General features: G+C 59.0%; 15 protein-coding genes and 2 pseudogenes. 9 read left to right on the top strand and 8 right to left on the bottom strand.

The window, feature by feature from the left end; translation table 11 throughout:
* Positions 1 to 58 precede the first annotated feature (58 nt).
* Positions 59 to 913: a helix-turn-helix transcriptional regulator gene (locus J0H39_23755; GenBank protein ID MBN9499774.1), complete on the bottom strand. Its 855-nt coding sequence runs from the start codon at positions 911 to 913 to the stop codon at positions 59 to 61.
* A 195-nt stretch (positions 914 to 1108) separates the two neighbouring features.
* Here J0H39_23755 and J0H39_23750 point away from each other — a divergent pair, with 195 nt between their 5' ends.
* The 5 genes from J0H39_23750 (at position 1109) to J0H39_23730 (ending at position 6602) form a co-directional block, all read left to right on the top strand.
* Positions 1109 to 1930, top strand: a complete 822-nt coding sequence (locus tag J0H39_23750) for a sterol desaturase family protein (protein MBN9499773.1) — start codon at positions 1109 to 1111, stop codon at positions 1928 to 1930.
* Positions 1931 to 2039: 109 nt separating this feature from the next.
* A complete protein-coding gene (locus J0H39_23745) occupies positions 2040 to 3251 on the top strand; it encodes an amino acid ABC transporter substrate-binding protein (protein ID MBN9499772.1) in 1212 nt (403 codons plus the stop codon).
* Positions 3252 to 3260: 9 nt separating this feature from the next.
* Entirely contained in the window at positions 3261 to 4139 is an 879-nt protein-coding gene (locus tag J0H39_23740; GenBank protein MBN9499771.1) for a branched-chain amino acid ABC transporter permease, read from the top strand.
* 1 nt (position 4140) lies between these two features.
* On the top strand, positions 4141 to 5889 hold the full coding sequence (locus tag J0H39_23735; protein MBN9499770.1) for a branched-chain amino acid ABC transporter ATP-binding protein/permease: 1749 nt from the start codon (positions 4141 to 4143) through the stop codon (positions 5887 to 5889).
* Between the two features lie 5 nt (positions 5890 to 5894).
* On the top strand, positions 5895 to 6602 hold the full coding sequence (locus J0H39_23730; GenBank protein ID MBN9499769.1) for an ABC transporter ATP-binding protein: 708 nt from the start codon (positions 5895 to 5897) through the stop codon (positions 6600 to 6602).
* A 30-nt stretch (positions 6603 to 6632) separates the two neighbouring features.
* Here J0H39_23730 and J0H39_23725 read toward each other — a convergent pair whose 3' ends face one another.
* The 6 genes and pseudogenes from J0H39_23725 to J0H39_23700 all read right to left on the bottom strand — a co-directional run bounded on the left by J0H39_23725 (position 6633) and on the right by J0H39_23700 (position 13138).
* Positions 6633 to 6824, bottom strand: coding sequence for a hypothetical protein (locus tag J0H39_23725; GenBank protein MBN9499768.1), 192 nt, complete (start codon positions 6822 to 6824; stop codon positions 6633 to 6635).
* Positions 6821 to 7510 (bottom strand): annotated as a pseudogene (locus J0H39_23720) (PepSY domain-containing protein). The gene J0H39_23725 and the pseudogene J0H39_23720 overlap by 4 nt, the downstream one beginning before the upstream one ends.
* A 169-nt stretch (positions 7511 to 7679) precedes the next feature.
* A pseudogene (locus J0H39_23715) lies at positions 7680 to 8606 on the bottom strand (helix-turn-helix transcriptional regulator).
* Between the two features lie 126 nt (positions 8607 to 8732).
* Positions 8733 to 9068, bottom strand: coding sequence for a hypothetical protein (locus J0H39_23710; GenBank protein ID MBN9499767.1), 336 nt, complete (start codon positions 9066 to 9068; stop codon positions 8733 to 8735).
* Between the two features lie 361 nt (positions 9069 to 9429).
* The gene (locus J0H39_23705) at positions 9430 to 10821 is read right to left on the bottom strand and encodes an aldehyde dehydrogenase family protein (protein ID MBN9499766.1); all 1392 of its coding nucleotides are present in this window, start codon (positions 10819 to 10821) and stop codon (positions 9430 to 9432) included.
* A gap of 25 nt (positions 10822 to 10846) precedes the next feature.
* Entirely contained in the window at positions 10847 to 13138 is a 2292-nt protein-coding gene (locus J0H39_23700) for an arylsulfatase (protein MBN9499765.1), read from the bottom strand.
* A gap of 134 nt (positions 13139 to 13272) precedes the next feature.
* On the opposite strand from J0H39_23700, the gene J0H39_23695 reads away from it, so the two are divergent.
* From J0H39_23695 to J0H39_23680, 4 genes are read left to right on the top strand one after another with little or no spacing between them, the layout of a single operon-like run.
* Positions 13273 to 13992 carry a TetR/AcrR family transcriptional regulator gene (locus J0H39_23695; protein MBN9499764.1) on the top strand — a complete coding sequence of 240 codons (720 nt, stop codon included), beginning with the start codon at positions 13273 to 13275 and terminating at the stop codon, positions 13990 to 13992.
* A gap of 54 nt (positions 13993 to 14046) precedes the next feature.
* Positions 14047 to 15330: an MFS transporter gene (locus J0H39_23690; protein ID MBN9499763.1), complete on the top strand. Its 1284-nt coding sequence runs from the start codon at positions 14047 to 14049 to the stop codon at positions 15328 to 15330.
* Between the two features lie 37 nt (positions 15331 to 15367).
* Positions 15368 to 16960, top strand: a complete 1593-nt coding sequence (locus J0H39_23685; protein MBN9499762.1) for a choline dehydrogenase — start codon at positions 15368 to 15370, stop codon at positions 16958 to 16960.
* A gap of 20 nt (positions 16961 to 16980) precedes the next feature.
* On the top strand, positions 16981 to 18915 hold the full coding sequence (locus J0H39_23680) for an MBL fold metallo-hydrolase (GenBank protein ID MBN9499761.1): 1935 nt from the start codon (positions 16981 to 16983) through the stop codon (positions 18913 to 18915).
* Positions 18916 to 19027: 112 nt separating this feature from the next.
* Here J0H39_23680 and J0H39_23675 read toward each other — a convergent pair whose 3' ends face one another.
* Entirely contained in the window at positions 19028 to 19369 is a 342-nt protein-coding gene (locus tag J0H39_23675; protein MBN9499760.1) for a zinc ribbon domain-containing protein, read from the bottom strand.
* Positions 19370 to 19425: the final 56 nt, after the last annotated feature.

Genomic DNA, 19425 nt, shown 5'->3' with positions numbered 1-19425 from the left:
CGCGCGCTTCCCTGTATCGCGGAAAAGGAAGGCAAATGATCGAAGCAGGGAGTGAAAGTCAGGACAGCTCCGCCATCACCCGCTGAAACTGATTGGGAGACGCGCCGGTATGCTGCTGAAAGAAACGCGTGAAATTGCCTTGCGCGGGAAAGCCCAGATCGCCGGAGATCGTGCCGATATTGGATTTCTTTTTTCGCAGCTTGCAGACAGCCGCTTCCACCCTCAGGGCATTGGCATAGAGCCGCGGACTGATACCCGTGCAATTCCGGAACAGATAGTTGAAGTGAGGACGGGACAACCCTGCCTCCGCCGCGATGGTGTCGAGATTTATGCGATCCCCCATTCCTTCATGCATGTGATGAAGGGCCTTTAAGATCCGGAAATCCCGCGCTGAACGCCAATCGCCGCCTTTCCGCGATTGACCGCGCCAATCCGAGAAACCATGAACGGCCTCCAGGGTGAGGTCCAAAATCAGTTCCTCCAGCTGCCGCGCATCGGCGTAGAGTTCCGTCTCCAGCATGCGAACAAGCTTTGCCCGCAGGCGCATCATCTCATAGGTCACGGGAAATGCGGACTGGGCAAAGAATCCGGGCCTTGTGCAGTTTAGAAATGAGCCATCGGCCTCGGCGAGCCAGTCAGGCTCGATATACAGCGCAAGAAAAACGGTTCGCTCTGAACCTGCACAGTGCAGATATGCGTGCTCCTGCCAGGTATTGACCGCAATGGCGGTATCGTAACGCAGCGGAAAGGCTTGGTCCTCGACGATAAAATGCTGATCGGGGCCGCTCGCCTTGAAGATCAGATGGCAATGGGGGTGCGCATGGGCAACCAAGGAGGTGTCCATATCGAGAAGAGCGACACGCCCGAAAGCTCCGCTCAAAACGCTCAATGCCTTTGTCACCGGCGCACCCACGGAAGGCCAACACCCGCGGCCTTAGAACAATTCCGATTTAGCACGTATGACGGATTAGCAAAATAAGGAACGCGACCGGCAAAAAATCATCCGAAATGATAAAAAGCCCGCCGCAGCGCAAAGCGGGCTGTCTCCGCAAGTCCTAACCTCCTCCCAGGTCAATGAAATCCCGCAAGACGGGAACCGGAGGAAAACATGAAAATGGATGTCGTTTTTCAGGACAAAAGCCGCGACCTTCGCGAGTCACAGCGCCAGAAGGTCTTTCGCCAGAAATTCGTGGAAGAAACGCCGCCCTGGTATCATGGTGCAATCCACCTCGGCTTCACGCTGCTGATCACCGGCGGCGCTCTTTATTTCTGCTGGCAGCATATCCACAACGCGACCTGGGAATGGTGGCTGGTCATTCCGATCGCGCTGTTCGGAAACTGGATCGAGTGGGCCGCGCACCGCTATATCCTTCATCGCCCGGTCAAGGGTCTGGAGATGATCTACAAGCGCCATTGCACCGTGCATCACCAGTTCTTCACGCATCACGATCTCGGCTATGAAGGGCACAAGGAATGGCGTGCGTTGCTTTTTCCGCCGTTCGCTCCGCTCGGATTCGTGATCGCGTCACTTCCTGCAGCGCTCATTTTCGGCCTGCTGTTCAACGCCAACGCCGGTTACATCGTCGTATTCACGATGTCCGCCTACTACCTTCTGTATGAAGGCCTGCACACCCTCTCGCATCTCGATGACGAGGATTATCCATTTCTTCGATATATCCCCCTCATCAACACGGTCCGGCGGATGCATTACATCCATCACGTGCTCGGCTTCATGCAGACCCGCAATTTCAACCTGACGTTCCCGATTTGCGACGCCTTGTTCGGAACCAGCGACCTTGATCGCGGCCTCATCGGCACGTTGTTCAACGGCGACTCCAACAAGTACATGCGCAAGGATTTGCTTCCGAAGGACCCTGAAGTTGCAGTGCCTCAACTCGATACGCTGAAAGAGGAAGCTGCGGTTCGCTGAAATAAAAGTTATCAGTATGAATGATGTTATTTATCAGAAATGACTATTTGTACTGATAACTCAATGGACAATAGCCTGCGGGCGAAAAACAATCACTTCGGGGGGAGACATGAAAATCACACACGCCGCGTTCTGCGGCAGCCTTCTTGCAGCCGTTGCTAGCAGCATATTACCGGCAAACGCAAAGATCGGAAGCTGCACGGATCCGATCGTTCTCGGCACGACGATTTCCGAAACCGGCCCATTCTCGACGCTGACCGATCGTTGGCGTCAGATGACCGAAAACTTCTTCGACGAGATCAACAAGGATGGCGGCATCCTCGTGAAATCCTGCAACAAGAAGTTGCCGGTCAAGGTCGTGATCTATGACGACCAGAGCAATCCAACCACCGCCGTATCGCTTTATGAGAAGATGGCGACAGTCGATCAGGTCGACTTTTTCCTCGGCCCGGACTGGACATCGCTCGGATTGCCGGTTCCGACCGTCGCCGAACGCAACCAGATTCCTCTGGTGGCGGCGAACGTCGCAACCAAGTCGGCTTATGAGCGCGGCCTGAAATACATGTGGGGCACGCCTTATCCCATCGTCCCGCTCTGGTCAGAGCGTTACTTCGACATGATCTCTCACGTTCAGCCGAAGCCGAAGACGATTTTCTTCGTCACCCACGATAATCCGGTGATGAAGGCCATCACGGACACCTGGACCAAGAAGGCGGAAGCCAACGGCCTGAAGATTGTCGGCCGCGAGCTGTTTCCGGCCGATACCAAGGACTTCAGCGCGATCGTGCTGAAGGTCCGCGCGGCCAAGCCTGACATCGTCTACATTGCGTCGTTCGATAACGTATCCGGTCCGCTCGTTCAGCAGATGCGACAGCAACGCATCAAGGCGATGGACGTGCATCACACCATGCTGACCGGCGCCCTCGCCCGCCAAACCGGCAAGGACGTCGAAGGCATGACCGGCGAACTCGCATGGTATCCCGGCATCGGCGGCGACTATAGCGATCTCGTCAAGCGCGTCCTCGAACGGTCGAAAGTCGACATGTTCGAGACGATCTTCACCATGGGCCGTATCTCGTCTTACCTCGTTATGGTGCAGGCCATCGAGCGCGCCGGTGCGGTTGACCGCGAAAAGGTTCGTGCCGCTCTGACCAAGGGAACGTTCAAGGCTCCGACCGGCGATGTCATCTTCGATGAAACCGGCTTCCCGACCACGAACGGCGCCTTCACGATCCAGATGCAGGAAGGCAAGGTGAAGGTCGTGTGGCCGGAGAAGTCCGCCACCGGCAAGCTCATCTGGCCTTCGCCAAGCTGGCAATAAGACCCCATCATGTCGTTCGACATTCTGGCACAAGTCGCTATTGGAGGCCTCCTCATCGGAGGCCTCTATGCCCTGTTCGCGTTCGGTCTTTCGCTGATCTACGGCGTCGCCCGCATTCTCAACTTTGCCCACGGGACGCTGCTTGCAACGGCGGGTATTGCTGCGAGCGTGCTTTACGCCACGCTGAACTGGCATCCGCTGATTATTCTCGCGATCCTGGTTCCGGCTTTCTTTCTGTTCGGATGCGTTTTCTTCCTTTTCCTGATCAACCCGCTGCGCAAGCGCAATCACTTCCAGACCACCGTCGGCACGGTTCTGACCACCGTCGGTGCGCTGATTATCCTGAGTGACGTCGCCGCGTGGCTGGCGGGACCGCGCCCGCGCAACATTCCGATCCGTTCGGACGTTTTCGAGATCGGCGATATCCTGATCCCCACCTCGCAGGCCTATATGCTCGCCGGGATCATCCTCTTCACGATCGCGCTTCACTTTTTCCTGCAGCGCTCCTGGTTCGGCCGCTCGGTGCGAGCCGTGACGCAGGATCACACGGGTGCCGAAATCTGCGGCGTGCGCAGCGCCAAGGTGCACGCCATGACGTTCGGCCTTGGTTCGTCACTCGCGGCGATCGCTGGCGTGCTGTACGCGATGACATTCCCGATCGACCCTTATGCGGGCTTTCACCTGACGGTGAAGGCATTCACCATCATCGTGCTCGGCGGAATCGGAAATCTGATCGGCGCGCTGATCGCCGGTCTTGTGCTCGGCCTTGCCGAAGCCTTCACCGCGTTCTTTTGGGCCTCCGAATGGGCGCCCGCGATCAGCATTGTCCTCCTCCTCCTGATCCTGGTGCTGTTCCCGCGCGGACTGACATCCTGGAAACGAGCCTGATATGCGAAGCCGTCCCCTCGCTCTTTCGATCGGAATCGCGATCGTCGCGGCGTTTGCCGCCCTTCCCCTGCTCGGCGTCGCTTACGCGACGAGCCTTGGCCTGACTTTGCTCATCGCCTTCGTCCTCGCACAAAGCTGGGACTGGGTCGGCGGCGAAGCCGGTTATGTCAATCTGGGCCATTTCGTATTTTATGGCCTCGGCGCCTATGTGTTCTGCATCCTGCTGGTTCGCGGCGTGCCGATGCCGGCATGCCTTGCGATCGCCTGCCTGCTGACGGCTGCGATAGCTGCCGTGTTGGCCATTCCTCTATTCCGGCTAAGCGGCGACTATTTTGCATTCGCCACGCTTGCGCTATTGCCGCTGTTCGAACTTCTTGCTTTCAACCTTACGCCGATCACCGGCGGCGCGGATGGAATCGTGCTGCCTCCACATTACGTGTTGGGCTCCGCGTTTTATCTCGCCCTCGCCCTCGCTGTCGTAACATTCCTGCTCACGGGCATACTAACGTCGAGCCGCTTCGGCTATGCCCTGAAGAGCATCCGTAACGACGAACTCGCCTCCGAGATCGTCGGCATCCGGATATTTCCCGCCAAGCTCGCGGTTCTCGTGCTGAGTTCCGCCTTTGCCGCATTGGCTGGCGCTATTCAGGGCTGGCAGCTCAGCTACATCGACCCTCCGACAGTATTCGGTCTCAACGTCGCGCTGGTGCCAATCTCGATGGCCCTGCTCGGCGGATCCGGCAAGCGCTGGGGGCCTATCGTCGGCGTCGTGATCCTTTTCGCCCTGCAGCAGTGGCTTCTGGTCAACGTCACCGTCCTGCAGGCGACAGTCTACGGTCTCGTTATTCTGCTGATCGGACGTTTCATGCCCGGCGGATTGCTTCGTGCGCAGTTTGCCCAGAACATTCCGTTCGTTAAGCTGCTGTCACGGGATCATCATCGCGACAGCGTCCGGTCGAATGTCGTGCCGCTGCACGCAGGCCAGTTGCCGATCAAGTCGCCGGCCTCGCGCGGCGATGTGCTGCTCGAAACCCGCGACCTCACCATGCGTTTCGGCGGCAACGTCGCCGTCAACGGGGTCAACATTAAAATCCGCCGCGGCGAGATCGTCGGCCTGGTGGGCGCAAACGGTTCCGGGAAGACGACTCTCTTCAACTGCATCTCGAAGGTCTATGAGCCGACAGGCGCTATCCTGTTCGACGGTCAGCCGATTGAAAACCTTCGCCGCGACGAAGTGTCTCGCGTCGGCGTCGGGCGCACGTTCCAGAATCCACGTCCGTTCGGCGATCTCACCGTGGTTGAAAATATCGCGATCGCCCTGACCTACCGCGCCGACAGCCGGAATCTCGACGCAGCATTCGAGGAGAGCGCCCAGTTCGCCGCTTTCGTCGGGTTGCAAGACCGGCTGTCGAGCCGCGCCGATGCCCTCACGCTCCAGGAAAAGAAGAGCCTCGAGTTGGCGCGCGCGTTGGCCCTGAAGCCGAAGCTGCTGCTGGTGGACGAGGTCGCATCCGGACTGACACCTGCAGAAGTCAAGCAGTTCGTCGGCCATATCCGGGAAATCCGTAACACCTATGGCATCACGGTGATCTGGGTCGAACACATCTTTTCGGCGCTTTCGCAGGTCGTCGATCGTCTTATCGTGCTGGAGCAGGGTTCGGTTATCGCCGACGCTCCTCTGGCAGAAGCCGTGAAGGATCCGAAGGTCCTGAAATCCTACCTTGGCGCCGGCCCGGCGAACGTCGCATGATCCAGATGCTCGAAGTCTCAAATATTTCCGTATCACACGGCAGCCTGCAGGCACTGTGGGACGTCTCTTTCCATGTCGGCAAAGGTGAACGCGTCGGCATCCTGGGCGCGAACGGTGCCGGCAAGAGCACCACGCTCGGAGCCCTCATGGGTCTCTATCCACCCTCGTCCGGAGAGATACGGCTGCTCGGCCATCCGCTCGCGGGCAAGCCCCCGACCGAATGCGTCACGCACGGTCTGGCCCTTGTGCCCGAAGGCCGCCGGCTTTTTCCGGAAATGAGCGTTCGGGAAAATCTCGAGATGGGTGCTTACCTGCCGGCCGCGCGCCGCGCCCTCGCCGAGAATATCGAGAAGGTCTACAGCCTGTTTCCGATCCTAAAGCAAAAGGCGGGGCAGCACGCGGGCGAACTGAGCGGCGGTCAGCAGCAGATGGTTGCCATCGGCCGCGCGCTGATGACATCGCCGCGCATTCTGCTGCTCGATGAACCGTTCCTTGGCGTTGCGCCGCTTCTTGTCGATGAAGTCATGCACGCGCTCGGGCTCATCGCTGCCGATGGAATGACGGTCGTTCTTGTCGAACAGAACATCCACCGGGCGCTCGATTTCGTCGACCGCGCCTACGTGATTGAGAGCGGGCGAATTGTCCTCGAAGGGACACGCGAATCGCTATTGGGCGACACGAACTTCAGCAACAAATTCCTCGGAATTGACTGATACGGAAGTTACGTTGCTGCCTGCCGCTTCTCACGAACGCTTCAGCAGGAAGTAACCGCAAAGCACGATCGGAATTCCCAGCGCAATCCAGGACAAGCCATCCCATGCGCCATCGCCGACCAGCGCGGACACGAGTCCGACAATGCTCAATATCGCGAGCAGAAGCGGCACGGCGAAAATCTGAGTGGTGGTCTGGCGACGATGGATTGGCATGGGTTTCATGATGTGTAAACCGGACGATGATCGGCGGCGGACGCATCGACGACCACTCGTTCGACGCTAAGGCCTGACTTCCTGCGAAGCCATAGATAGAGCCCTGTGATGAGCACGGCAATCGTGATGATGTCGAGGATCGCCCAGATGATCTTCAACGGCATGCCGCCGTAGTCGCCGAAGTGCAGCGGCTGCGAGATCAGCAAGGTTGCGACATACCAGGGCAGTTCCCGGCTGTCCGTCATTACACCGGTTTCGGCATCGCTCAGCGCGGGTTTGAGCAGTTTCGCCGTCAGTGGCGTATTGCCACGCATGAACACAGCATAGTGGCTTTTGCTGCTGAAGATCGTGCCGGGGAAAGCGACAAAGGCAGGCTTCATGGCGGGCTCCGCCCTGATCGCGACCTGAACGGCCGATTCGATAGAACCCGGATTTGCCGGAAGCGACTTGTCCTTGTATTGCGCGGTCATCTCCGCGAGCTGGCCGAATTGCCAGACCTTGATGACGAGTTCAGCCCACGTATTGATGACGCCGGTGAAGCCGACGACCAGCATCCACATCACCAAAACGATGCCGGTGAGATTATGCACATCGAGCCAGCGGACCACGCGAAGGCGGTCACGCCGGTAGGTTCCGAATTTCAGCTTCCGCATCGATGGCTCGTAAACAACAATACCCGAAACGATCGCCACACAGAGTTCCCCATTCTGCTGACATTTTCAGCCCACGATGGAAGAGCAGATTTGGGACTCGCGCGCCTTTGCGAATGCGCAAAAAACCTTTGATCGCGCGTTGACAAACTCAAAGGTGACTACGTTGAAGAATCAGTGCGGCATTTCAGACGCAGTTTTCGCGTCGGAACAACTACCGAGGCGATACGTGATCCCGGTAAAGGCTGGGAACCGACCCGAAGTGCTTGCGGAAGGCCGTCGCGAAATTCGCCGGATTTGTATAGCCGACGAGATCGGCGGCCTCGGTCACGGAGAGGTTCTGATACACGAGCGCCTCACGCGCCACTTCGAGCCGTTTGACACGGAGATATTCGGCCGCGCTGGCGCCAAAGGCCGCGCGAAAACGGGAATTGAATGATCGCCGGCTTGAGCCGGCGCATTTCGCAAGCTCGGCGACACTCCACGGGCGGCGCAGGTCAGAATCCATCATTTCTTTTGCGGCCTGCAGCCGCGCCCGCTTGTTATCCACCGGATGACGCAGCTCGATATTGTGGCGCAGCGCGCATATCGCCCTCGCCAAAATCTCGGTCGCATGTGCGCTCATCAATAGCTTGCCCGCAGAGCCATCGATCACGGGCAACAAAATCTCGCTCGCAATCGCCTGAATGCGCGGAGGCGCCTGCACGGAAAACGGCAGAACCGGACGATCCGTCGATTTGAACAGGTTGAGGAACTCCTCCTCCAGACCCAGATTCTAGATCGAAGAAAACGGGAAGGCGACACCGACAGCGCGAATGGGACCGCCGGGCGCTTCACCGCTGCATGGCGTTGGCTCACGGATTGCCATGCCGAGCAGCTTGTTTTGCGAATACCGGATCTTTTCCGGACCGTCGCAAGCACTGCTTTCGCCGATTCCCTCAAGCACGATGGTCATATAAAGCCCGGGCTTCATGATCCCACGCGTGCGAAGATCGGCAGGCAATTGAAAATCGCCCGCATGAAGCACGCAGCCCGGCGAATCCAGCCAGATCATGCGTTCAGAGAATGTGTCTTCGACAGGCCGGTTCTCGCGATCGAGAATTTGGTACTGATCGATGAAACGGTCATAGAGTTGAGGCATCTGACGTATCAGGTGTCCGCGGCTGATCGGATTGAAAGTCGAACTGAAAGTATGACTGTCTGCCTCAGCGGCCTCAATAAGCTCCAGGCGACTTTAGAACGGTTTGAATGTTCCGTTGCGAACGTCCTAGGCCCGGCCCATCACCGGCATCGTCAGAAGCTTATCGATCGGTTCCGGCGTTGCTGCCGCGGTTTCAAAGGCTGCCTGCAGCGTCGCGATATCCTCCTCGGACAAAGGCTGCCATCCGCAAGGACAGGAGTGCTGGTGATGATGCGCCGCCACCTGTCGATAAACAGAACCGACGGCGTGAGCCATCGCAGTCATGACAGCCATAGGCGTGAGACCCGAAACATCCAGTCCTCGGCCAAAAGCCGTCATCATCAGGCGGTCGAGATCGGCCTGGAATGTCCAGCGATCGTCAAAACCAAAGATGTCCTCCTGATCCGGCATGGTGGCTCCCATTTCTGGTCATCGGCCTTCAAGGCATGCGCCATCTCTACGCGTCCATCCTCAAAGGCTCAATATGCAGGTTCGCAAGTCACATTAGAAGGCATCGAAGCGCGCCTGGGCGCGAATACGCCTGCAAGCAGGCCCTTGGCTTTATTTTCCGGAGATGCATCACCACTTGTAATGCAGCGTCGCCAGCACCTGTCGGCGCAGACCATAGACGCAATTGTTGTCGAATTACGGTGCACTGTGACACGTAGATTTTGTCGAATAGATTTGTGGCGTTCACGCTCAGCTTGGCGCCCTTGGATCGCGGATCGAGATTTTCCAGTTCGTAATGAATTCTTCGAGCGACTGTATTGCGATTAAGCTCGGGCTATTTCACCAACCTGCGCAGGATCCGATCCGCCCGCATTCCGAATGGCGGACGCAACAAACGCGTCAGGCTCCATTTCGATTGTTCGAAGATGACGCGCTGATTAGAGAAGGCATCGAAGCCCGCCTTGCCATGATACCGACCGATGCCCGAGCCGCCGACGCCGCCAAACGGAAGAGCGCTGATACCGGCATGCAGCACCGTCTCGTTTATCGACACCGCGCCCGACATCGTTTTTGCTATCACTGCGTGAAACCGCTCGTTCTTCCCGCCGAACCAATAGATCACCAGGGCCGGCGGCTGGCTGCGCACCATCTCGATAGCCTCGTCGATGGTATCGTAAGTCAGGATCGACAGCAGCGGACCGAAGATTTCTTCCGTCATCACCGCATGATTCCGAGCCGGAGACAAAATCAGCTTTGGCTGGAAGCGCGGTGCGGCGATATCGCTGTCCAGCAGATCGAGTGTCTGCTCCGCGGATTCCAGTTTTTCCAGCCGAGCGATCGCGGTGTCCGACAATATCGCGGAATAGTCCCGTGCCTCCCGATCCGGATAAAGCTTGCGCGCGGCCGCCTTCAGTTCCCCAACGAGGCCATCATAGTTCTCGCGCGCCACGAGAACATAGTCCGGAGCAACGCAGGTCTGGCCCGCATTCATCAACTTGCCGGCGATAATCGATTCCGCGGCCGTGACGAGGTCAGCCCCCCGATCGACGATCACTGGCGACTTTCCGCCAAGTTCGAGAATCAGCGGCGTCATGTTGGCAGCAGCGGCTTCCGCCACCTTGGCGCCGGTGCGGTGCGAGCCCGTGAACAGCAGTGCATCGAATGGCAATCGAACGAACTGTGCGGACAAATTTGCATCGCCGCAGACAACACCGATAATCGAGGGATCGAAAATTTCCCCGATATGCTGCGCGATCAGTTGCGCGGTTCGTGGCGTCATTTCCGAAGGCTTGATCAGAACGCGGCATCCGGCAGAAATCGCCGACACCAGCGGCATCAGCGCAAGCTGCAACGGATAGTTGCTCGGCGCGACCACACCGACAACGCCGCGCGGCTGCGGCACCAGGCCACCGCGCGCCGGCCAGATCGGAAAACCGAGAGCAATCGATGATGGACGCGCCCATTTTTTGATGCGAGGGAGAGTATAGTCGATCGCCGAGATCACCACTGCGATTTCCGTCAGTAGCGTTTCATGCCTCGAGCGCCCGCGAAAATCGGCCGATATTGCAGCAACGTAGTCATCGGCTCGTTGCCGCAGGCTGCTGCGCAATGCCTTGAGGATCGCGCAACGCTGCGCGACTGAGAGCCCACCCTTGGCGATCCAGGCGTCACGCAAAGCCGCATAGGATTGCATCAGCGATGTCTCGTCTGTCAGAGTATCAGACATCGATCTTCTCCTTCCCGCTCACGCATCACTGCCGCGCCATCTCGGCCTCTCCGACGCCATCACCGTCGAGGTGCTGCTCGATGTCCATGGTGACACGCACCCGAAGCAGATTTCCCGTGAACTCGAACGGAGCCGCATAATGCGACACCGGACTGCCGCGATCCCGTCCGATGTCCAGCCCCGACCACGAAATCAGATTGTGGAATCCCAGCACCGTGTCAAACGATCCTGCCGGCGCTCCATCGATCCGAAGTGTAATCCGGCTGAAGCCCGGTACCGGCCCCTTGCGCGGCTTGCCGTCCGTTGTCCAGCGCGTAACCTCAACCCCGAGATGACGCGCACCGGCAGGAATCTCGCGGTCCGATGTGAGAATATTATGGGCGCCGCCGATATTTAGATCATGCACCAGCCGGTTGTCCTTGACGTAGAGACTGTAGCCGGATGTCGCGTCGCCATGGGCGATCAGAACGCCTTCGACCACCGCTCCGCTCGGGTCCAGATCCGCCTCGATCATATAATTCCGGCTGCGCACATCCGGCGCGACGTCTGTCGGCACGTGTCCCATTCCGGTGTGAAAAACGAAGTTATGGCGCGGGCCATGAAAACGCGCGGCATTCTCCGCAAAACGTGGACCGAAGCGATCGTCCAGTGGCAGCACCTTGTGCTTCTCCGCCTGATCCCACCACATATCGATCATCCGTTTCAGCCGCTCGGGATCACGTTCGGCGAGATTATCGACTTCCGAGAAATCTCGATCGAGATGAAACAGCTCCCACTTGTCTTTCTCAAATGCCGTGCCGGGCGGATGAAATGCGACGGCCTTCCAGCCGTCGTGCCAAAGCCCGCGATGACCGAACATCTCGAAATATTGCGGCTTGGTGCGCGAGGGCGCGTTCGGATCGGAGAGCGATTTCACGAAACTCTCGCCTTCCAGCGGCATCTGTTCATATCCGCCGATCGACAATGGCGGCTTAACACCGATCACATCCAGAAGTGTCGGCACAAGATCCGTGGCGTGGACGAATTGATGGCGCAGTTCGCCCTTGGCCTTGATCCGTTGCGGCCACGAGATCACGAACGGATCGCGAATGCCGCCGCCATGGGTATTTTGCTTGTAGCGCCGCAGCGGCGTGTTGGATGCCATCGCCCAGCCCAGCGGAAAATTCGAATGAGTGTCAGGCCCGCCGATATCGTCGATGCGCTGCAGTTTTTCAGGGATCGGCTCAGGGCGAAAATTATAAGGCCCCATCGCGTTGACAAAACCCAGCGGCCCGCCCTCTTGGCTGGCGCCATTGTCGGACAGCACCACAATCAGCGTGTTGTCCCGCACGCCCGCGGTTTCGAGGAATGCGATCAGCCGCGCGAGATGCTGATCCGCATGATCGAGCATTCCTGCAAATGCCGATTGAAGGCGCGTGAAGACGCGGCGCTCGTCTTCGCTGTGCTCGTCCCAGGCTTTGACGCCGTCATTACGCGGCGCCATCCTGGTCTCCTGCGGCACAAGACCCATCGCCTTTTGCCGCGCCAAGCGCCGTTCGCGCTCCACGTCCCACCCATGCCCGAAGTGCTTGTCGTAGCCCTTGATCAGATCGCTTGGCGCCTGATGCGGCGCATGGCACGCCCCGAAAGCCAGCCATGTCAGCCACGGCAGATCGGGACGATCCGCCATGTGATCGGCGATAAAGCGAATGGATTGATCGACGAGATCCGCCGTCAGGTGATAGCCGGTCTCATAGGTGCCCGGTGGATCGATATGCGTATTGTCGGCGACAAGTTCGGGTGAATATTGATCGGTCTCGGCATCGAGAAAGCCGTAGAAACGATCGAAGCCACGGCCGAGCGGCCAGCCATCGAACGGCCCGGTCGCTCCACTCTCCGTCAACGGCGTTACATGCCACTTGCCGACCATGTAATTCCGATAGCCGGTGGTGCGGAGAATTTCCGCGATCGTCCCGGCCTCGCGCGCGATCTTGCCGCGATAGCCGGGATAACCGCTGTCGAAGTTCGCCAGACACCCCACGCCTACCGAATGATGATTGCAGCCGGTCAACAGCGCCGCACGGGTTGTCGAACACATCGCCGTGGTATGAAATCCGCTGTAGCGCAACCCTTCCGCCGCCAATCTGTCGATCGTCGGGGTGCGGATCGACGAGCCGTAGCAGCCAAAATCGGAAAAGCCGACATCGTCGAACAGCACCACAAGAATATTGGGTGCCGAGGGCTGCGGCTTCTTTTCCGGCGGCCACCATGGCTTGGAGTCGGCGATAGTCTTGCCGATAGTGCCTTGAAACGCCTCGCCTTTGTCTCGCTCACCCATGATCCACTCCCTGTATGTCGCCCGCGGTTGCCCCGCGTGTTCGAACAGATGCCCGGTCAGGGCCTGACGAATTTCAGGTTGCCAAAACCATAATCCGAATTATCATTATCATTATGGACCGCCGGAACGCAACGATGCCCTTCGACACCCCGGACTTGAATTTTCCCGGCGTACTGCCATCGCGGCAAAAGCGCAGCCGTGAAACGACGGCCGCTCTGCTACGCGCGGGCGCCGAGATGCTGCGAACTCACCGCCTTGAGGACTTGTCGATCGAAGCGCTCTGCGCGGAGATTAATGTCACCGTTGGCGCGTTCTACAGCCGGTTCGAGAGCAAGGATGCGTATTTCAACGCCTTGCTGAGCCTGACCGGACATGACGGCGCACTCATGCGATCACGCATGATGCACGATCAGGCGCTGGCTGAATTGTCTCTTGAGGCGCTTTGCGATGTGCTCGTCGAGGGCATCGTGAGTTGGATGCGCAACCATGAAGGCGTCCTCCGGGCAGCCCTGCAGCGCGGGGACTCCCGCGAAGCCAAATGGAGCACGTTCAAGGATCTGGCGCGAAACGGCGTCGTGGTCGCAACGCCTGCCCTGCTCCGCGCCATGGGGCCGGGCCAGCGCGCGGCGAAGACGCGTGCCGTCGGCTTCGGCTTTCAGGTGATCTTCGGAACGCTGGTCAATGCGATCCTCAACGATCCGGGTCCGCTGTCGCTCCATGATAAAGAGCTATCGGTCCGGCTGAGCCAATGCTTCCAATTGCTGATCAAGACGGAAACGAGGCCCTCCTCCGCAAAAACGACGGCGTCGAAGACAGCATTGCGCCTCAAGGGAACGACGAGAGCAAAGACATAGCAACCGAACGAAGATTGGCAAAACGCCGACGCAAAGTGACAGGGAAGCGAAACAATGACCGATCGAAAGACAGAACCAGGGGCATGGCGTGTCGTCGGCCTGCTCTTCTTCTTCATGCTGATCAATTTCGCCGACAAGGCCATCATCGGCCTCGCCGCCGTTCCCATTATGGATGAGATGAAGCTGTCGCCGAGCGAGTTCGGCCTCGTCGGCTCTGCCTTCTTTCTTCTCTTCGCCATTTCCTCGATCATTGTCGGCTTCATCGCCAATCGCATCCAGTCCCGCTGGATTTTGCTGGCTATGGGGTTGATCTGGGCACTCACACAGTTTCCGATGGTGGGCTCGGTCGGCATCGGGACGCTGGTCGCATGCCGCATCATTCTCGGCGCCGGCGAAGGTCCGGCCTATCCCATCGCACTGCATGCCGCCTACAAGTGGTTCCCCAACGAACGGCGCACGCTCCCCACGGCGGTCATCGCGCAGGGCGCAGGCGTCGGCATCATGATTGTGCTGCCGCTGCTTAATCTTCTGATCGTTCATTATTCGTGGCACTGGGCATTCGGCGCGCTAGGCATCGCCGGCCTGCTGTGGACGGTCGCCTGGGCCGCATGGGGCCGCGAAGGTCCACTTGTGCATACCGAGTCCGCAGCGAGTCTGTCAGACAACCGTGTCCCCTATCGTCGCCTGTTGCTCAATCCAACGATCATCGCGAGCTGGTGCGCCTATTTCGGCGCCTACTGGGCGCTGTCACTCAGCCTGTCGTGGCAGGCAGCTTACTTTGTTCATGGCCTCGGTTTCGTGCAACGCTCGGTGGGCCTGCTGACCGCACTCACATCCGGTCTCGGCGTGATCGTCGTGATCGGCCTGGGCTGGTACTCGCAGCGGCTGATGGCGCGCGGGGTCAGCAGCCGCATCGCAAGGGGGTGTCTGGGAGGCGCATGCGTCGCCTTCGGCGGGATTTTGCTGGTCGCATTGCCGCATATCGACAACATTACGGGAAAAATCATCGCCGGTGCCTGCGGAATGGCCTTCCCCTCGATCATCTATGTGATCTCGCATGCGGTGATCGGCGAGATCACGCCGGTCAGTCAACGTGGTGCGTTGCTCGCCATCAGCAATGCGATTGGCACCACCGCCGGGCTGATCGCGCCTTATGTGATGGGAAGCCTCGTCGAGAAAGCCACCACGCCACTCGACGGCTTCAACAGCGGCTTCGTTATCTGCGGCGTCATCATGCTGGCGGGAGGAACCATCGGAATGATGTTCATCCGCCCTGAAGCAGAAGCCAGACGCATCGCCCCTGCCCGCACCGCCGTGCTGGCCGGAAGCACGACCTGACAGCCGCCAGAGCACCGAATCCCTCAGGAGAAATTCCGTGGACGAATTTGATTACGTGATCGTTGGCGGCGGCTCCGCCGGTTGCGTTCTTGCGAGCCGCCTTAGCGAAGACCCGAAAGTGAATGTGTGCCTTCTGGAAGCCGGCGGCTCCGGCAACAACTGGATGGTCAGGGCGCCGCTCGGCCTTGCCATCATGGTGCCCTCTAAGAAAAACAACTGGGCATTCCAGACCGTGCCGCAACCCGGCCTCAACAATCGCCGGGGATATCAGCCGCGCGGCAAGGCACTTGGCGGATCGAGCGCGATCAACGCCATGGTTTACATCCGTGGCCATCGCTCGGACTACGATCACTGGGCAAAGCTTGGCAATCCCGGCTGGGGATATGACGATGTACTACCCTACTTCCGGAAATCCGAAAACAACGAGACGCTGAACGGCGCCCATCATGGCGTCGGTGGTCCGCTCAATGTCAGCAACCTGAGGACCGAAAATCCGTTTCAACAGCATTTTCTGGAGGCCGCGAAGTCGCTGCAACTACCGATCAATCATGACTTCAACGGCGCCGACCAGTACGGCGTTGGCCCCTATCAGGTCACCCAGAAGGAGGGCCAGCGCTGGAGCGCATCGCGCGCCTATCTTGAGCCGAACCTGTCGCGGCCGAATCTGGAAGTCATAACGCAGGCTCTGGCGAGACGCGTAATCTTCAAAGGCAAAAGGGCCGCCGGCGTTGAATTCAGCAGAGATGGCGACACCGAAACTGTCAAAGCGCGGCGCGAGATCATTCTGAGTAGTGGCGCGTTCCAGTCGCCGCAATTGCTGATGCTTTCAGGCCTCGGTGACGCCACGCACCTGAAGTCCTTCGGCATTGACGCCGTTCACCACGCGCCGGGCGTCGGCCAGAACCTGCAAGATCATATCGACTTCGCGTTCACCTATCGCTCGATCTCCGCCGACAATTTCGGCGTCTCATTTGCAGGGCTCAATCGCCTGCTGAAGGAAATCGGCCACTATCGACGCGCCGGACACGGCATGGTGACATCGAACATCGCCGAATGCGGCGGCTTCCTCAAAACCGATCCCGATCTGGCCATTCCCGACATCCAGTTACATTTCAGCATGGCGATCGCGGACAATCACGGCCGCACCCGCCATTTCGGACATGGTTTCGGCTGCCATGTCTGCCTGCTTCGTCCCAAGAGCCGCGGCACGGTGTCGCTCAACAGCGCCGATCCGAACGCAGCCCCATTGATCGATCCCAAATTCTACGATCATGCCGACGATATCGAGGTCATGCTCAAGGGCTTCAAGATAACGCGCAGGATCATGGAAGCGGAGCCGCTGGCCAAGTGGCGAACAGCCGAGATGTACAGCGGCACCATCCAAAGCGACGATCAGATTCGCACCCTCCTGCGCGATCGTTCCGATACGGTTTATCACCCCGTTGGCACCGCACGCATGGGCACAGACGATCTCGCCGTCGTCGATCCGCAATTGCGCGTGCGCGGTGTCGAGAACCTGCGGGTGGTGGACGCTTCCATCATGCCGACGCTGGTCGGCGGCAACACCAACGCCCCCACGATCATGATCGCCGAAAAGGCTGCCGACATGATCCGCGCGGCCCATCATTGACGAGTTGAGGAGCACGTCCCATGGCCGAACAGAATTCTCCGGAACGCCCGAAAGATGCATCCCTCGCCGTCAAGGCGCAGCATGATGCGACGCTCAAGGCATTGCCCTTCTCGGACACCCGCGACTTCGACGATGCATCGCGCGGCTTTCTCGGCACTCGCGAGCACGCCCGGATATTGTCTGACAACGGCCGCGAAGTTTGGAGCCTCGAACCTTACGGCTTTTTAGGCGAGCAGGCTGCCCCTCCCACCGCCGATCCAAGCCTGTGGCGACAGTCGCGCCTCAATATGAATCACGGTCTGTTCGAAGTCGTCCCCGGCGTCTATCAGGTGCGCGGTTTCGACATCGCCAATATGACGCTCATCGAGGGCGACAACGGCGTCATCGTCGTGGATACGCTGACGTCGATCGAGGGGGCACGGGCAGCGCTGGAGCTTTACCGTGAGCATCGCGGCCATCGCCCCGTCACTGCCGTCATGTTCACACACACGCATACGGACCACTGGGGCGGCGCTCGCGGCGTTCTGGATGATGCAACCCTTGCTGCTGGCAACGTCCCGATCATCGCTCCTGATCTCTTTCTCGAGCATGCCGTGTCCGAGAACATCATTGCCGGACCTGCCATGCTGCGCCGTGCCCAATATCAATTCGGGCCGCTGCTGGCGAAAGGGCCGCGCGGACAGATCGATTGCGGACTCGGAAAATCGATGGCGGCCGGTTTGGTGGAGCTGCTTCGCCCAACCGACCTGATCAAGGCGACGGGCGATACGCGCACCATCGACGGGGTGACATTTGAATTTCAGATGGCGCCGAACTCTGAGGCGCCTGCGGAGATGCACTTCTATCTTCCGCGTTATAAAGTGCTCAATCTCGCCGAGAATTGTACGCACAACTTTCATAACCTCCTGCCGTTCCGCGGGGCGGACGTGCGCGATGCGCTCGCCTGGTCGAAATATCTGAACGAGGCTCTGCAGATGTGGGGCGGCAAGGCTCAGGCCATGTGCGGCCAGCATCATTGGCCGGTGTGGGGCACGGATCGCGTCGACACCATGATCCGCGAGCAGCGAGATCTCTACAAATTCGCGCATGACCAGACCGTGCGCCTCATGAATCACGGACTCAACGCCGCGGAGATCGCCGAAACGATCAAGCTTCCCTCAAGCCTCGACGACGCGTGGCACGCGCGCGGCTATTACGGCCATATCCGCCATAACGTGAAGGCAATCTATCAGAAATATCTTGGCTGGTACGACGCCAACCCGGCCAATCTCGATCCTTTGCCGCGCATCGAGGCTGGCAAGAAATACGTCGAGTACATGGGAGGCGCGGCATCGATTCTGAGCCGCGCCCGAAAGGACTTCGAAAAAGGCGAGTTTCGCTTCATCGCCCAGGCCTTGAGCCATCTGGTATTTGCCGAATCTGACAACAGCGACGCGAAGACACTCCTTGCGGATACGTTCGAACAGCTCGGATATCTCTCCGAAAGTGCAACCTGGAGAAACTCATATCTCTTCGCAGCACAGGAATTGCGGCACGGCATGCCGAATCTGCCGCCGCGCCCCGGCATGCCGCGCGAGACGCTCGCCGCCTTGCGTACGGAACAACTGTGGGATGTGCTCGGCGTCCGGCTGAACGGCCCGAAGGCCGAGGGCAAGCACATTACGCTGAACTGGCAATTCACCGACACGAACGAAACCTTTGTGTTGACGCTTGAGAATTGCGCCCTCACCTACCTTTCCGGCGCGCAATCGGCAGAGGCCGATGCAGGCTTCGCTCTGACACGCGATCTCTTCAATGGTGTGATCGCCAAGCAAACGAGCTTTCCCGAGGCTGTCATGGCCGGGCAGATCAAGGTGACGGGAAATGCCATGAAACTTGCTGAACTGATGGGATTGATGGACGAATTTCCGCGCATGTTCGCGATTGTCGAACCGCGCAGACAACCCATCACGTGACGGCGGATCAAATTGATCCGCCCCTTCCCTTGGAAGGACTCTCCTCGAAGAATGATTTTTGGGTATTGACGTGATTGCCGAACAACACTCCTGGCAATCGTTCAACTCAACATTAATGACTGATCATCCATGGCCGCGCGGTGGGGAAACCTTTCGCGCCGGAGCGTGATTTCGTCATCAACCGCGACGGCTTGCCGCTTGAACAGCAGCCGCAACCCGGCCCATGCGAAGCCTTATATTCACTCAACGTCTTCGGCGCGTTGGCGCTGCGTTCGTTGGTGGCATAAGCTTTACGCCTCTCAGCCGGCATGCAGGCAAAGTGCGGTGCGGTCAGGATCACTCGTGGCGCCTGCGTCGTGCATTGTGGGCAAATCTGCGGATCATCGCTCTCGGCCATCGGCCGCATGTCGGTGAATGGTCCGCAATCGTTGCAAAGATACTCGTAAATCGGCACAGCCCGTCTCCCCGTTTGTCTGCTTTCGCGATCCTGCGTGAACACGGGGGCGGCAG

Source organism: Alphaproteobacteria bacterium (assembly GCA_017308135.1).
Classification (GTDB): domain Bacteria; phylum Pseudomonadota; class Alphaproteobacteria; order CACIAM-22H2; family CACIAM-22H2; genus Tagaea.
Note: the sequence above shows the minus strand (reverse complement) of the source record. Positions and strands in the feature narration are given on the sequence as shown.